Source organism: Mycolicibacter minnesotensis (genome assembly GCF_010731755.1).
GTDB lineage: Bacteria > Actinomycetota > Actinomycetes > Mycobacteriales > Mycobacteriaceae > Mycobacterium > Mycobacterium minnesotense.
Genome location: NZ_AP022589.1, coordinates 4141994 through 4155668, shown reverse-complemented (window position 1 = coordinate 4155668; position 13675 = coordinate 4141994). Strand labels below are relative to the sequence as shown.

Genomic DNA, 13675 nt, shown 5'->3' with positions numbered 1-13675 from the left:
CGAACACCGAAGGAGCGTCACCATGACACTCACGCCGGAGGCCACCGAAGCAACCGCGGAGCCGACCCAGGACGAGACGATCGCGTCGCTGGGCCGGTACGAATTCGGGTGGGCGGACAGCGACGCCGCCGGTGCGGCCGCCCAGCGCGGTATCTCCGAGGAGGTCGTGCGCGACATCTCCGCGAAGAAGAACGAGCCGGAGTGGATGCTGCAAGCCCGACTGCGGGCCTACCGGACCTTCCTGAAGAAGCCGATGCCCAACTGGGGCTCGGACCTGAGCGGCATCCACTTCGACAACATCAAGTACTTCGTGCGCTCCACCGAAAAGCAGGCCCAGACCTGGGACGACCTGCCCGACGACATCCGCAACACCTATGACCGCCTGGGTATCCCGGAGGCCGAGAAGCAGCGCTACATCGGTGGTGTGGCGGCCCAGTACGAGTCCGAGGTCGTCTACCACAAGATCCGCGAAGACCTTGAGGCGCAAGGCGTCATCTTCCTCGACACCGACACCGCGCTCAAGGAGCACGAGGAGCTGTTCCGCGAGTACTTCGGCACGGTGATCCCGGCCGGAGACAACAAGTTCTCCGCGCTCAACACCGCCGTATGGAGCGGGGGGTCGTTCATCTACGTACCCAAGGGGGTACACGTCGACATCCCGCTGCAGGCCTACTTCCGGATCAACACCGAGAACATGGGCCAGTTCGAGCGCACGCTGATGATCATCGACGAAGACGCCTACGTGCACTACATCGAGGGCTGTACCGCGCCGGTGTACACCTCGGACTCGCTGCACTCCGCGGTAGTGGAGATCGTGGTCAAGCCGGGTGGTCGCTGCCGCTACACCACGATCCAGAACTGGTCGGTCAACGTCTACAACCTGGTCACCAAGCGGGCCCGGGCTGAGGCCGGCGCCACCATGGAATGGGTCGACGGCAACATCGGCTCCAAGGTCACCATGAAGTACCCCGCGGTCTGGATGACCGGCGAACACGCCAAGGGCGAGGTGCTCTCGGTCGCGTTCGCCGGCGAGGACCAGCACCAGGACACCGGCGCCAAGATGCTGCACCTGGCACCGAACACGTCGAGCAACATCGTGTCCAAGTCGGTGGCGCGCGGCGGCGGCCGGTCGTCCTACCGGGGCCTGGTGGAGATCCACAAGGGCGCGCACGGAGCCAAGTCGAGCGTGAAATGCGATGCGTTGCTGGTCGACAACGTCAGCCGCAGCGACACCTATCCCTACGTCGACATCCGTGAGGACGACGTCACCGTCGGCCACGAGGCCACCGTGTCGAAGGTCAGCGAGAACCAGCTGTTCTACCTGATGAGTCGTGGTTTGACCGAAGACGAGGCGATGGCGATGGTGGTGCGCGGCTTCATCGAGCCCATCGCCAAGGAGCTGCCGATGGAATACGCACTCGAACTCAACAAGCTGATTCAGCTGCAGATGGAAGGCTCGGTGGGCTAGGTGACAAGCTCCATCGCCGGTACCAACCTGACCCAGGCGGCCGAAGGTTTCCACAAGGGAATGCAGTTCACCTCGTTCGACGTGAACGCATTCGAGGTTCCCCACGGTCGCGACGAAGCCTGGCGGTTCACCCCGCTGCGCCGGCTGCGTGGCCTGCACGACGGTTCTGCTGTGGCCGATGCGGTCGCCGGAATTGAGGTGGCCGGCTCCGAGGGCGTGCGGTCCGAGACCGTCGCTCGCGACGACGAGCGCCTCGGCGCTGCCGGTGTTCCGGCTGATCGCGTTGCCGCCCAGGCATTCTCGGCATTCGACAGTGCGACGGTGGTGACCGTTTCCAAGGGTGCCGAGATTGCAGAGCCGGTCACGATCACGGTGACCGGCCCCGGTGCGGGCGCTACGGCCTACGGCCATCTGCAGCTGCGCGCCGAGGAACTGTCGCGCGCCACCATCGTGATCGATGTCCGGGGCAGCGGAACCTACGCCGACAACGTCGAATTCGTCGTCGGCGACGGGGCTGCGCTGACCGTGGTGTGGATCGCCGAGGGGGAGCAGGATCTGGTGCACGTCACCAGCCACCACGCGGCGCTGGGCAAGGACGCGGTGTTGCGCCACACCGCGGTGCAATTGGGCGGGGATCTGGTGCGGCTGACCGGCCGGGTCCGATTCGACGGCCCGGGTGGTGACGCCGAGATGCTCGGTCTGTATTTCGCCGATGCCGGCCAGCACCTCGAATCGCGTCTGCTGGTCGACCACGCCCGGCCGCACTGCCGGTCGAACGTGCTCTACAAGGGTGCGCTGCAGGGCGACCCCGACTCGGGATTGCCGGACGCCCACACGGTCTGGGTCGGCGACGTGCTGATCCGCGCGGCCGGCATCGGCACCGACACCTTTGAGGTGAACCGCAACCTGGTGCTGGCCGATGGCGCCCGGGCGGACTCGATCCCCAACCTGGAGATCGAGACCGGGGAGATCGTGCAGGCCGGACACGCCAGCGCGACCGGGCGATTCGACGATCTTCAGCTGTTCTACCTGCAGGCGCGTGGCATCCCCGAAGATCAGGCCCGGCGCCTGATCGTGCGCGGCTTCTTCGGCGAGATCATCGCCAGGATCCCCGTCGAGGCGGTGCGAGAACGCCTCACCGAGGCCGTCGAGCGTGAACTCGCGGTCACCGAGACCACCTAAATCCGAACGCATCATCGAAGGACACGAATCAGCAATGAGCACATTGGAAATCAAGGGTCTGCATGTCAGTGTGTCGCCCGCCGGAGACGACGGCACCGCCGACATCCCGATCCTGCACGGTGTCGACCTGACGGTGAACTCCGGAGAGACCCACGCCCTGATGGGTCCTAACGGTTCCGGCAAATCAACGCTGTCCTACGCGATCGCCGGTCACCCCAAGTACATCGTGACGTCCGGGTCGATCACCCTCGACGGCGAAGACGTGCTGGCGATGAGCGTCGACGAGCGCGCCCGCGCGGGCCTGTTCCTGGCGATGCAATACCCGGTCGAGGTGCCAGGTGTGTCGATGTCGAACTTCCTGCGCACCGCGGTCACCGCTGTGCGCGGTGAGGCACCGAAGCTGCGCACCTGGATCAAGGAGCAGCGGGAAGCGTTCGCCGAGTTGGGTATCGACTCCGCGTTCGCCGAACGCAACGTCAACGAGGGCTTCTCCGGCGGTGAGAAGAAGCGCCACGAGATCTTGCAGCTGAGCCTGCTCAAGCCGAAGATTGCGATCCTCGATGAGACCGACTCCGGCCTCGACGTCGACGCTCTGCGTGTGGTCAGCGAGGGCGTGAACCGTTACCAGGAGACACAGCACGGTGGCGTGCTGGTGATCACCCACTACACCCGGATCCTGCGCTACATCCAGCCGCAGTTCGTGCACGTCTTCGCCGGTGGACGGATCGTCGAGTCGGGCGGACCGGAACTGGCCGACGAGCTCGAAGAGAACGGCTACGAGCGTTTCACCGAGCAGGCGGCAGCGGCGGGGGCCTGAGATGACGCTCTCGGTCAGTCGTCCGGCGCCACCGGACACCGACGCGATCCGGGCGGACTTCCCGATCCTGAATCGTGTCATGCGCGGTGGCAGCCGGCTGGCCTACCTCGACTCGGGGGCCACCTCGCAGCGGCCCCTGCCGGTGCTCGACGCTGAGCGGGACTTCCTGCTGAACTCCAACGGCGCGGTTCATCGCGGAGCGCACCAGCTGATGGAGGAGGCCACCGACGCCTACGAGGATGGCCGCTCGGCGATCGCCCGCTTCGTGGGGGCCGATCCGGCTGAGCTGGTGTTCACCAAGAACGCCACCGAATCGCTGAACCTGGTGTCCTATGTGCTGGGAGACAGTCGCTATGAGGCGGCAGTTGGCCCGGGAGACGTGATCGTCACCACGGAGCTGGAACACCACGCCAATCTGATTCCGTGGCAGGAGTTGGCGCGCCGCACCGGAGCGACCCTGCAGTGGTACGCGGTGACACCCGACGGACGCATCGACCTTGATTCGCTGGAGCTCGATGAGCGGGTCAAGGTCGTTGCGTTCACCCATCACTCGAATGTGACCGGAGCGCTGGCCCCGGTCGCCGAGTTGGTGTCACGGGCCCGCGCGGTTGGTGCGCTGACCATTCTGGATGCCTGCCAATCGGTTCCGCACCAACCGGTCGATTTCCACGCCCTGGGGGTTGACTTCGCCGCGTTCTCCGGCCACAAGATGCTGGGCCCGCACGGGATCGGCGTGCTTTACGGCCGGCGGGAGCTGCTCACGGCGCTGCCACCGTTCCTCACCGGCGGATCGATGATCGAGACGGTCACGATGGCGTCGAGCACCTATGCCGCTGCCCCGCAACGTTTTGAGGCAGGCACACCGATGACCTCCCAGGTGGTGGGGTTGGCGGCGGCCGCACGCTACCTCGACGCCATCGGGATGGATGTGGTGGCCGCGCACGAACACGCGCTGGTGGCCGCCACCCTGGAGGGACTGGCCGCCATCCCCGGCGTCCGCATCATCGGACCGGCCACCACGGTCGACCGCGGTTCCCCGGTGTCGTTCGTCATCGACGGAGTGCACGCTCATGACGTGGGCCAGGTGCTCGACGACGACGGCGTCGCAGTCCGGGTGGGCCACCACTGCGCCATGCCGTTGCACCGCAAGTTCAATGTGGCCGCCACCGCGCGCGCATCGTTCGCGGTGTACAACACCCACGAGGAGGTGGAGCGTCTGCTGGCGGGCGTTCGCCGGGCCGTGGAATTCTTCGGGGGAGTGTAAGACCGTGCGTCTTGAGCAGTTCTATCAAGAGGTGATCCTCGATCACTACAAACATCCACAGCACCGCGGCCTGCGCGAGCCGTACGGCGCTCAGGTGCATCACGTGAACCCCACCTGCGGTGACGAACTCACGTTGCGCGTAGCGCTGTCACCCGACGGTGCCCACATCGCCGACGTCTCCTACGACGGGCAGGGGTGCTCGATCTCGCAGGCGGCGACATCGGTGCTGGCCTCCCAGGTAATCGGTGAGACCGTGCAGCAGGCGAGTGCGACCTTCGACGCATTCCACGAGATGGTGTCTTCGCGCGGCACCGTGGAGGGTGACGAGGAGGTGCTCGGCGACGGTATCGCCTTCGCCGGCGTGGCCAAGTACCCGGCGCGGGTCAAGTGCGCGTTGCTGGGCTGGATGGCCTTCAAGGACGCACTGGCACAGGCACTTTCAAAGACAGAAGATCAGACGTTGGCATCCGTCAGTGTCTCGACCCAGGAGATGAACCGATGAGCGAATTGGGACCGGACGAGCTGCTCGCCGAACTCGAGGAGTCGATGCACGACGTCATCGACCCCGAAATCGGCATCAACGTCGTGGACCTGGGCCTCATGTACGACCTATCGGTCCGCGAGGACGAAGACGGTTTGGTCGCGGTAGTGACCATGACGCTCACCTCACCGGCCTGTCCGCTGCAGGACATGATCGTCGAGCAGATCCAGAACGCCACGGTGGGAACCGGTTTGGTCAAGAAAGCTGACGTCAACTGGGTGTGGGAACCCGCATGGGGACCGGACAAGATCACCGACGAGGGCCGCGAGATGATGCGCGCAGTCGGTTTCACGGTCTGACCGTGACGGCCTCCGACTTCTGGCTCTGCCGGACGTGCGGTGTCGAACACGCTGCGACGCCGCAGGTGTGCGCGATCTGCGCCGACGATCGGCAATGGGTGCCGCCGGATGGCCAGCACTGGGTCACGCTGGACGGATTGGTGGCCGACGGCATGCAGTCCTATGCCTTCGAACTGGAGCCCGGGCTGATCGGAATCGGCAGCAATCCTCCGCTCGGTATCGGTCAGCTGGGCAAGGTGGTATCCACCTCCGCCGGCACCGTTCTGTGGGATCCCTCGGGCTTCCTCGACGACGCCGCGCTGGCCACGGTGCTTGAGTGTGGGCCGGTTCTCGGAGTGGTGGCCAGCCATCCGCACATGTTCGGCGCCCAAGTGGAGTGGAGCCGAAGACTCGGCGGGATTCCGGTGTATGTCAACGCCGCCGACAAGGCGTGGGTGATGCGGCCGGACCCGGCGATCAGCTACTGGTCGGGTCGGCTGGAGCTCGCGCCGGAGCTGACGGTTCTTCAAGTCGGCGGCCACTTTCCGGGCAGTTCCGTCGCCTGCTGGCATGCCGGCGCCGATGGGCGTGGTGTGCTGCTGGTGGGCGACACGATCTTCCCGAACCCCGATCAGCGCACCGTGGCGTTCTTGCGCAGTTACCCGAACCGCATTCCGTTGTCGGCCGCCGTCGTGCAGCGGATGGCGGGCACCCTTGGGGAATTGCGCTTCGACCGCATCTATGGGCTGCACACCAACGCCATCGACACCGATGCCGCGGCCGCGATCCGGTTCTCCGCGGACCGCCATGCGGCGTGGGTGCGTGGCGACCACGACGACCTCACCTGATCCACGGGCTCGATCAGCGTCAGATCCTCGTCGTGTGACTGCGAGTGACACAGAGCGGACACAGTGACTACGAACAGACGGCGCTTCATGGCCGGGCTGGCCGCCACGGCGGCGGGAACAGCCGTCGGCGGACTCTCCGCGTGCGGATCGCGGGGCGAGGGCGCCGACCTCATCTTCATCGGCGGCTCGGTGGTGACGGTGGCACCCGGCGCGCCCGAGGCAGAAGCGCTGGCGGTCACCGGCCGTCGGATCAGCAAGGTCGGCTCTGCCGAAGACGTCCTGCGACTGCGGGGCGCGGAGACCACCGTGGTGGATCTGCGCGGGCGCGCGCTGCTACCGGCATTCGTCGAGCCCCACGGCCATCCCTTCGAGATGGGATCCACCTTGGCTCCGCCGGCCATCGACGTGCGTCCGTTCACGGTGCCCACCGCGGCAGGAGTGTTCGCGAAGTTGGCCGACGCGGTGGCAGACACCCCCAAGGGCCAACCGATCCTGCTCAACGGAGTGGACCCACTTCTGCAGACCGGGCTGGCGCCCTTCAGCCGGACTGAACTGTCCCGGCTGGCCCCGGACAACCCCGTGGTGATCATCTCCAACAGTGGGCACGCCGCCTACGGCAACACCGCCGCCTTCACCGCGGCCGGCATCACCAAGACCACTCCCGACCCGGCCGGCGCCCAATACCTGCATGGGCCCGACGGTCAGTTGACCGGCGAGGTGCGTGAGGCGGCGGCGGTGATGGCGCTGGTCGCGCCGTTCTCGGGTGCGATCATGGCCAACGCCGGCGACAACCTGCGCTGGGCCTACGTTCAGCTCGCTCGGGCAGGAATCGCCACCGCCACCGAGCATTCCTATGACGCGCGTACGCAATCCGAGGTGTTCGGCGCCCTCGCCGAGCAGGCTGACTGCGCCGTGCGGATCCGTGCCTATGAGATCGGCACCGCCGACCTGGCCGCCGATCCGAAGAATGTGCGCGGTAAGCGGGCCCGCGCGGACGTGCTGTTCGACAAGATCGGCATGAAGATGTGGGCGGACGGCTCGCCCTGGCAGGGCAACATCTTCACCACCTTCCCGTATCTGACCAACCCCACCACCGCGGGTATGGGACTGGGGCCGAATCACCGCGGTCGGATGAACTACTCGCCGGCGCAGATTCACGAGCTGACCAAGGCATTCGTCGACCAGCATTGGCAGGTCTCCTGCCACGTCCACGGCGACGCGGCGATCGATGTGGTGCTGGATGCGTTTGAACAGGCGCGTACACCCCCGGCGCTACGGCCCCGGATCGAACACGTCGGGGCCATGCGGCCCGATCAGTTCGCCCGGGCCGCTCGGCTGGGAATCACCCCGAGCCTGTTCATCGAGCACATCTATTTCTGGGGAGACGTGTTGGTGGACAAGCTGTTCGGTCCAGAACACGGCTCGCACTGGATGTCGGCGCGTTCGGCCCTAGACGCAGGCCTGCACCTGTCCTTCCACAACGACGGCACCGTGACACCGCCCAGCCCGATCGGCAACATCGCCACCGCGGTCAATCGGATAGTCAAAGGCAGCGGCCGGGTCCTGGCCCCCGAACAGCGCATCGGTGTGGACGCGGCGATCAAGGCGCAGACGCTCGACGCTGCCTGGCAGCTGCGGCTGGACACCGAGATCGGCAGCCTGGAGCCCGGCAAGTACGCCGATCTGGTGGTGCTGTCGCACAATCCACGCCGGGTCTCGCCGGCCGACCTGCGTGACGTGGCCGTGGAGGCGACCTACCTGATGGGCCGGCAGACCTACGGCAAGGTGCTGGGGTAGCGGCTGGCCGCTACGCCGGCGGCTCGGGGCAACCGCCGTTGCCGGCCCACACGGTGACCCGGCTGGCCTGCAGCACGCCCTTGGCGTCAGTGGTCCCGCCGGCGGCGACACACTTGCCCGCACTGATCGACGGGGCGCTGACGGTGATCATCCGGCGGTAGTGGGTGTCGTCGTTGACGGTGACCGTGGTCGGGCCGTTGGGGCCGGCGACGGTGAGGGTGTCACCGGCGACCGATTCGACGACACCGCGCACACCATGGTGCGGCTTCGCCGGTGCCGGATTGTCGGCCGACGAGGCCGGCCGCTGCGGGCACTGACCGTCCACGGTGGTGGTGATCGCCACGAACTTCGCGGTGATGGCGCCGCCGTCGGCCGCAGCGCTGTCGCGCCCGGCACCGGCCTTGATGCAGGTACCGGCGGTGATCTCGCCGCGCTGGGCTGGCACCGACTCGAAAACTCGGGTGCTCTCGGTCAGTTCGACGGTGGTGGTGCCGGCCGGGCGGGCGACCTCGACGGTGTTGCCGGAGACCGAGGAGACCGAACCCATCACGTGGTCACCCTGCGCGTGTGCCAGCGCGGGGAAAATCAATGCGGTGGTTCCGGTTAGGGCAAAAGCTGCGAGAGCGGTGCGGCAACGGGCAGACATCAAGATGCTCCAATCGTGGACCTCGCGGGTGCGGCTGTCCTGGTTACGTCATATCACCGTCGGCGGTGCGGCTGTCCACCGCCTTGCTCTGAGCTGTGTGTGGGCTGTGTATGCGCCGGCGGTCGGGAATTCCGCGCGGTTCGGAGGTTCCAGAATTGCCGCGATGTCTCGGCGGGCGGAAGAGAAAAGTGGTTTGTCAGTGCTCCAAGGTGGGCATACCCCAACGAGTACGACCCACGAATCAGACCATCACCACCAGGTCGTGGCTGACTTGGGCTTCGCCAGAAAGTCGGGTAACCGCAATGATTTCCCTCGGAGTCATCCTCATCGTTCTTGGGCTTGTCCTGCCCGCCCTTGTCCCTGCCTTCGCCTACGCGAACGTCTTGTTCTCCATCGGCGTGGTCCTCTTGATTGTTGGCCTGATCCTGATGTTCGCCGGGAGAGCGGGCCACGCGGTCGGCGGTCGTCGCCACTACTACTAGCAACGGCGGCTGCTAGCAACGGCGCGGCCGCCGGACGTTCGTCGCTGCCAACCCCGCCACTACCGGCATGAATCTACGAACTCCTGCACCCGGAAACGGTGGGCAGGTTGACGGCAACGCCGACGGCGCAGTCGTGACGCGGCCGGCTGCAGTTGCGCAGTTGACCACCAAGTGAAAGGACAACTCTCCATGGGAATCGTCGACAAGGCCAAAAATGCCGCCCAGCACGCGAGCGGCAAAGTCAAGGAACAAGCCGGCAAGGTCACCGGTGACAAAGACACCGAGGCTGAAGGCAAGAAGGATCAGCTGAAGGCCAACGTCAAGAAGACCGGCGAGAACATCAAGGACACGTTCCGCTGACCGCTGCCGTGAGAGGGAGTCGCCGCCGAGCCACGGCGGCGACTTCCGTTCGCGGCCAGATCAGCGCGGTGTGCAGCCGGGAACACCGCGGGATAACTGAGCGTTGAGCCAGTCATGGCAACTCAAGACCTCACCGCAGCGAAGTTTGAAGAAACCATCGCCGACAACGACATCGTGCTCGTGGACTTCTGGGCGTCCTGGTGCGGGCCGTGTCGCTCGTTCGCGCCCACCTTCGCGGCCGTCTCCGACAAGCACCCCGACGTGGTGTTCGCCAAGGTCGACACCGAGGCCGAGCAGCAGTTGGCGGCTGCCGCCCAGATCCGTTCCATCCCGACACTGATGGCGTTCAAGAACGGCACGCTGGTGTTCAACCAGGCCGGCGCCCTGCCCGCTGCGGCGCTGGAGGACCTGGTCCAGCAGGTCAAGGACCTCGACGTCGACGCTGCGTTGGCCGAGCAGGCCACGCAGAGCAAGCCCGAACAGGTCTGAGCACCCGCACGCGATAGCGTGCTTGCGTGCCTTCTGAATCCGAGTTCATCCTGGTCGACCGTCCGCGTCCACACGTCGCGCAGATCACGCTGAACCGCCCGGAGCGGATGAACTCCATGGCGTTCGACGTCATGGTTCCGCTGCGCGACGCGTTGGCCGATGTCAGCTACGACAACTCGGTGCGGGTGGTGGTGCTGACCGGGGCGGGTCGGGGGTTCTCTTCGGGTGCCGACCACAAGTCCGCGGGTTCGGTGCCGCACGTGGCCGGACTGACCCGGCCCACGTTCGGGTTGCGGTCGATGGAATTGCTCGACGAGATCATCCTGGCGTTGCGGCGCCTGCACCAACCGGTGATCGCCGCGGTCAACGGGGCCGCCATCGGCGGGGTCTGTGTCTGGCGCTGGCGTCCGACATCCGGGTGGCGGCGTCGGACGCCTATTTTCGGGCGGCCGGCATCAACAACGGGCTGACCGCCAGTGAACTGGGGCTGAGCTATCTGCTGCCCCGCGCAATCGGGGCGTCACGGGCGTTCGAGATCATGCTCACCGGCCGCGACGTCGATGCCGCCGAGGCCGAGCGAATCGGCCTGGTCTCCCGTGTCGTGGAGACCGCCGAGCTGCTGGACACCTGCTATGACATGGCCGAGCGGATCGCCGGTTTCTCCCGGCCGGGAGTCGAATTGACCAAGCGGACGCTCTGGAGCGGACTCGACGCCGGTAGTCTGGAGGGGCACATGCAGGCCGAGGGGCTCGGACAGCTCTACGTGCGCCTGCTGACCAGCAACTTCGAGGAAGCCGTCGCTGCGCGCGCCGAGAAGCGCCCACCGGCCTTCCCTGACGACAAATAAGTCAGCACCGACGATAAGTAGCACCACCACGACGGGAGTACGCGCGCGTGATCACCGCAACGGACCTGGAGGTCCGCGCCGGAGCGCGCACCCTGCTCGCCGCCGAAGGCCCGGCGCTGCGCATCCAGCCCGGCGACCGGATTGGGCTGGTCGGCCGCAATGGCGCCGGCAAGACCACCACCATGCGCATCCTGGCCGGGGAAGGCGAACCGTACGCCGGCAGCGTCACCCGCACGGGGGAGGTCGGCTACCTGCCCCAGGACCCGCGGGAAGGCAACCTCGACGTGCTGGCCCGCGACCGCGTGCTCTCCGCGCGCGGACTGGACGCGATCCTGGTCGACCTGGAGAAGCAGCAGGTGTTGATGGCCGAGGTCGTCGACGACGGCGCCCGCGACAAGGCGATCCGCCGCTACGGCCAGCTCGAGGAGCGATTCGCCGCACTGGGCGGCTACGCCGCCGAGAGTGAGGCGGGCCGGATCTGCACCAGTCTGGGACTGCCCGAACGGGTGTTGACCCAGCCGCTACGCACCCTGTCCGGCGGGCAGCGCCGCCGGGTGGAGCTGGCTCGCATCCTGTTCGCTGCCGCCGAGGGCGGAGCGGGCGGTTCGAGTGGCACCACCTTGCTGCTCGACGAACCGACCAACCACCTCGACGCCGATTCAATCGGCTGGCTGCGCGATTTCCTGAAGAACCACAGTGGGGGGCTGGTGCTGATCAGCCACGACGTGGGCCTGCTGGCCGACGTGGTCAACCGGGTGTGGTTCCTGGATGCGGTGCGCGGCGAAGCCGACGTGTACAACATGGGCTGGCAGAAATACCTCGACGCCCGGGCCACCGATGAGCAGCGCCGCCGCCGGGAGCGGGCCAACGCCGAACGCAAGGCCACCGCGTTGCGTACCCAAGCCGCCAAGATGGGCGCCAAAGCCACCAAAGCCGTTGCAGCGCAGAATATGCTGCGCCGCGCTGAACGGATGATGGCGGAGCTGGACGATGAGCGGGTGGCCGACAAGGTGGCCCGGATCAAATTCCCCACCCCGGCGGCGTGCGGAAAGACGCCGCTGATGGCCAGCGGACTGACCAAGATGTACGGCTCGCTGGAGATCTTCAGCGGTGTCGACCTGGCCATCGACCGCGGTTCGCGGGTGGTGGTACTGGGGCTCAACGGCGCCGGCAAGACCACCCTGCTGCGTCTGCTCGCCGGAGTGGAAACCCCCGACGCCGGCCAGCTCGAACCTGGGCACGGCTGCAAGATCGGCTACTTCGCCCAGGAGCACGACACCATCGACAACGCAGCAACGGTGTGGGAGAACATCGTTCATGCGGCTCCCGACACGTCCGAGCAGGACCTGCGCGGACTGCTGGGCGCGTTCATGTTCACCGGGCTGCAGCTGGAACAAGCGGCCGGCACACTGTCCGGCGGTGAGAAGACCCGCCTGGCCCTGGCCGGTCTGGTGGCGTCCACGGCGAACGTGCTGCTGCTCGACGAACCGACCAACAACCTGGACCCGGCTTCGCGGGAGCAGGTGCTCGATGCGCTGCGCAGCTATGCGGGCGCGGTGGTGCTGGTGACCCACGACCCGGGTGCGGCCGAGGCATTGGACCCTCAGCGTGTGGTGTTGTTGCCCGACGGCACCGAAGACCATTGGTCGGCGGACTACCGCGATCTGATCGAGCTCGCCTAGCGGCCTGTCGGCATTTCCCTCAAAGTCGCCCGTCAGGGCCGCCGCCTTCCTACGCTGAACCCGTCCAGGCGGCGAGGGGATGGTGAGGGGACGTGGCAACGACGACGAAACCCAAGAAGCTGCGTGATCGGCAGCTGGTCGAGTTGCGCACCGCCTACGAAGGTGGAGCGAGTATCCGGACCTTGGCGGCATCGACAGGACGCTCCTACGGATCGGTGCACAGCATGCTGCGGGAGTCCGGGGCGGCGATGCGCAGCCGGGGTGGGCCCAACCACCGCACCCGTTCGCGCTAGCGCTCCTGCCGAGCACCTCGCCGAACGTGCACGCAGAGCGAGATTTCGGCGGGAAATTCGGTCTGAGTACACGCTCGGTGTGTGAACCGTCCCAGCCCAGCGAAATCAGCTGTGCCGCACCGAGTCCTCGACCATGTCGAGGACCGCGGAGAGCCGCTGCGGGTCCTCGCCCGAGGCCAGTCGCGCGATCAGGCCGTCGAGCACCAGATCCAGATAGCAGTGCAGAACTTCGGCAGCGACGTCGTTGCGCACCCGACCGGCCTGCTTCTGTCGCCGCAGCCGATCGGTTGTGGCAGCGGCCAATTCGGCTGACCGCTCCGCCCAGCCGCGGCTGAACTCCGGGTCGTGGCGCAACTTACGGGCGATCTCCAGCCGGGTGGCCAGCCAGTCGAACTGCTCGGGCGCGGCCAGCATGTCCCGCATCACGCCGATCAGGCCCTCCCGTGAGGTCAGATCGGCCATCCGCTCGGCGTCCTCGCGGGCCAACTCGAAGAACAGGGTGTCCTTGTCGCGGAAGTGATGGAAGATCGCCCCGCGCGACAAGCCCACCGTCTGCTCGAGTCGTCGCACCGTCGCCTGGTCGTAGCCGTAGGCGGCGAAACAACGCCGCGCGCCATCGAGGATCTGACGGCGCCGGGCCGCCAGGTGATCCTCGCTGACCCTGGGCATCAGGTGATCGCC

Annotated in this window: 15 protein-coding genes and 1 pseudogene; 14 read left to right on the top strand and 2 right to left on the bottom strand. The window is 66.7% G+C overall.

Going from position 1 to position 13675, the window contains the following annotated elements:
- Nucleotides 1–22: 22 nt before the first annotated feature.
- The 8 genes from sufB to G6N09_RS19070 all read left to right on the top strand — a co-directional run bounded on the left by sufB (nt 23) and on the right by G6N09_RS19070 (nt 8195).
- A complete protein-coding gene (gene sufB, locus G6N09_RS19105) occupies nt 23–1468 on the top strand; it encodes a Fe-S cluster assembly protein SufB (protein ID WP_083024692.1) in 1446 nt (481 codons plus the stop codon).
- Between the two features lie 12 nt (nt 1469–1480).
- Nucleotides 1481–2650 carry a Fe-S cluster assembly protein SufD gene (gene sufD / locus G6N09_RS19100; RefSeq protein WP_109558888.1) on the top strand — a complete coding sequence of 390 codons (1170 nt, stop codon included), beginning with the start codon at nt 1481–1483 and terminating at the stop codon, nt 2648–2650.
- Between the two features lie 34 nt (nt 2651–2684).
- Entirely contained in the window at nt 2685–3467 is a 783-nt protein-coding gene (gene sufC / locus G6N09_RS19095; RefSeq protein ID WP_083024690.1) for a Fe-S cluster assembly ATPase SufC, read from the top strand.
- Between the two features lies 1 nt (nt 3468).
- The gene (locus tag G6N09_RS19090; protein ID WP_083024688.1) at nt 3469–4731 is read left to right on the top strand and encodes a cysteine desulfurase; all 1263 of its coding nucleotides are present in this window, start codon (nt 3469–3471) and stop codon (nt 4729–4731) included.
- 4 nt (nt 4732–4735) lie between these two features.
- Nucleotides 4736–5233: a Fe-S cluster assembly sulfur transfer protein SufU gene (gene sufU / locus G6N09_RS19085; protein ID WP_083024685.1), complete on the top strand. Its 498-nt coding sequence runs from the start codon at nt 4736–4738 to the stop codon at nt 5231–5233.
- Complete coding sequence (locus G6N09_RS19080; protein WP_083024683.1) at nt 5230–5571, top strand: metal-sulfur cluster assembly factor; 342 nt, start codon at nt 5230–5232, stop codon at nt 5569–5571. The genes sufU and G6N09_RS19080 overlap by 4 nt, the downstream gene beginning before the upstream one ends.
- Nucleotides 5572–5573: 2 nt before the next feature.
- A complete protein-coding gene (locus G6N09_RS19075; RefSeq protein WP_234806970.1) occupies nt 5574–6398 on the top strand; it encodes an MBL fold metallo-hydrolase in 825 nt (274 codons plus the stop codon).
- Nucleotides 6399–6461: 63 nt separating this feature from the next.
- Nucleotides 6462–8195, top strand: coding sequence for an amidohydrolase (locus tag G6N09_RS19070; protein ID WP_165756574.1), 1734 nt, complete (start codon nt 6462–6464; stop codon nt 8193–8195).
- Nucleotides 8196–8205: 10 nt separating this feature from the next.
- On the opposite strand, the gene G6N09_RS19065 is transcribed toward G6N09_RS19070, so the two are convergent.
- Nucleotides 8206–8742: a DUF5666 domain-containing protein gene (locus G6N09_RS19065; protein WP_234806974.1), complete on the bottom strand. Its 537-nt coding sequence runs from the start codon at nt 8740–8742 to the stop codon at nt 8206–8208.
- A 401-nt stretch (nt 8743–9143) separates the two neighbouring features.
- Between G6N09_RS19065 and G6N09_RS19060 the strand changes: the two genes are divergently transcribed.
- The 6 genes and pseudogenes from G6N09_RS19060 to G6N09_RS19035 all read left to right on the top strand — a co-directional run bounded on the left by G6N09_RS19060 (nt 9144) and on the right by G6N09_RS19035 (nt 12994).
- Nucleotides 9144–9323, top strand: coding sequence for a DUF6131 family protein (locus G6N09_RS19060; RefSeq protein ID WP_083024675.1), 180 nt, complete (start codon nt 9144–9146; stop codon nt 9321–9323).
- A gap of 189 nt (nt 9324–9512) precedes the next feature.
- Nucleotides 9513–9683 carry a CsbD family protein gene (locus G6N09_RS19055; protein WP_083024672.1) on the top strand — a complete coding sequence of 57 codons (171 nt, stop codon included), beginning with the start codon at nt 9513–9515 and terminating at the stop codon, nt 9681–9683.
- Nucleotides 9684–9797: 114 nt separating this feature from the next.
- Nucleotides 9798–10172 (top strand): thioredoxin, encoded by a 375-nt coding sequence (gene trxA, locus G6N09_RS19050; RefSeq protein ID WP_083024670.1) that lies wholly within the window; start codon nt 9798–9800, stop codon nt 10170–10172.
- A gap of 107 nt (nt 10173–10279) precedes the next feature.
- Nucleotides 10280–11019, top strand: a pseudogene (locus G6N09_RS19045) (enoyl-CoA hydratase).
- Between the two features lie 47 nt (nt 11020–11066).
- Nucleotides 11067–12701, top strand: coding sequence for an ABC-F family ATP-binding cassette domain-containing protein (locus G6N09_RS19040; RefSeq protein ID WP_083024666.1), 1635 nt, complete (start codon nt 11067–11069; stop codon nt 12699–12701).
- 92 nt (nt 12702–12793) lie between these two features.
- Complete coding sequence (locus tag G6N09_RS19035) at nt 12794–12994, top strand: helix-turn-helix domain-containing protein (protein ID WP_083024664.1); 201 nt, start codon at nt 12794–12796, stop codon at nt 12992–12994.
- A 105-nt stretch (nt 12995–13099) separates the two neighbouring features.
- Here the strand turns inward: G6N09_RS19035 and G6N09_RS19030 are convergent, their stop codons facing one another.
- Nucleotides 13100–13663 (bottom strand): TetR/AcrR family transcriptional regulator, encoded by a 564-nt coding sequence (locus G6N09_RS19030; RefSeq protein ID WP_083024662.1) that lies wholly within the window; start codon nt 13661–13663, stop codon nt 13100–13102.
- Nucleotides 13664–13675 lie beyond the last annotated feature (12 nt).

Bases quoted from the DNA above. Each gene is read 5' to 3' on its own strand.
- G6N09_RS19090 (WP_083024688.1), top strand. From the start codon at position 3,469: ATGACGCTCTCGGTCAGTCGTCCGGCGCCACCGGACACCGACGCGATC.
- sufC (WP_083024690.1), top strand. From the start codon at position 2,685: ATGAGCACATTGGAAATCAAGGGTCTGCATGTCAGTGTGTCGCCCGCC.
- G6N09_RS19055 (WP_083024672.1), top strand. From the start codon at position 9,513: ATGGGAATCGTCGACAAGGCCAAAAATGCCGCCCAGCACGCGAGCGGC.
- G6N09_RS19080 (WP_083024683.1), top strand. From the start codon at position 5,230: ATGAGCGAATTGGGACCGGACGAGCTGCTCGCCGAACTCGAGGAGTCG.
- sufB (WP_083024692.1), top strand. From the start codon at position 23: ATGACACTCACGCCGGAGGCCACCGAAGCAACCGCGGAGCCGACCCAG.
- G6N09_RS19065 (WP_234806974.1), bottom strand. From the start codon at position 8,742: ATGGGTTCGGTCTCCTCGGTCTCCGGCAACACCGTCGAGGTCGCCCGC.
- trxA (WP_083024670.1), top strand. From the start codon at position 9,798: ATGGCAACTCAAGACCTCACCGCAGCGAAGTTTGAAGAAACCATCGCC.
- G6N09_RS19060 (WP_083024675.1), top strand. From the start codon at position 9,144: ATGATTTCCCTCGGAGTCATCCTCATCGTTCTTGGGCTTGTCCTGCCC.
- G6N09_RS19030 (WP_083024662.1), bottom strand. From the start codon at position 13,663: ATGCCCAGGGTCAGCGAGGATCACCTGGCGGCCCGGCGCCGTCAGATC.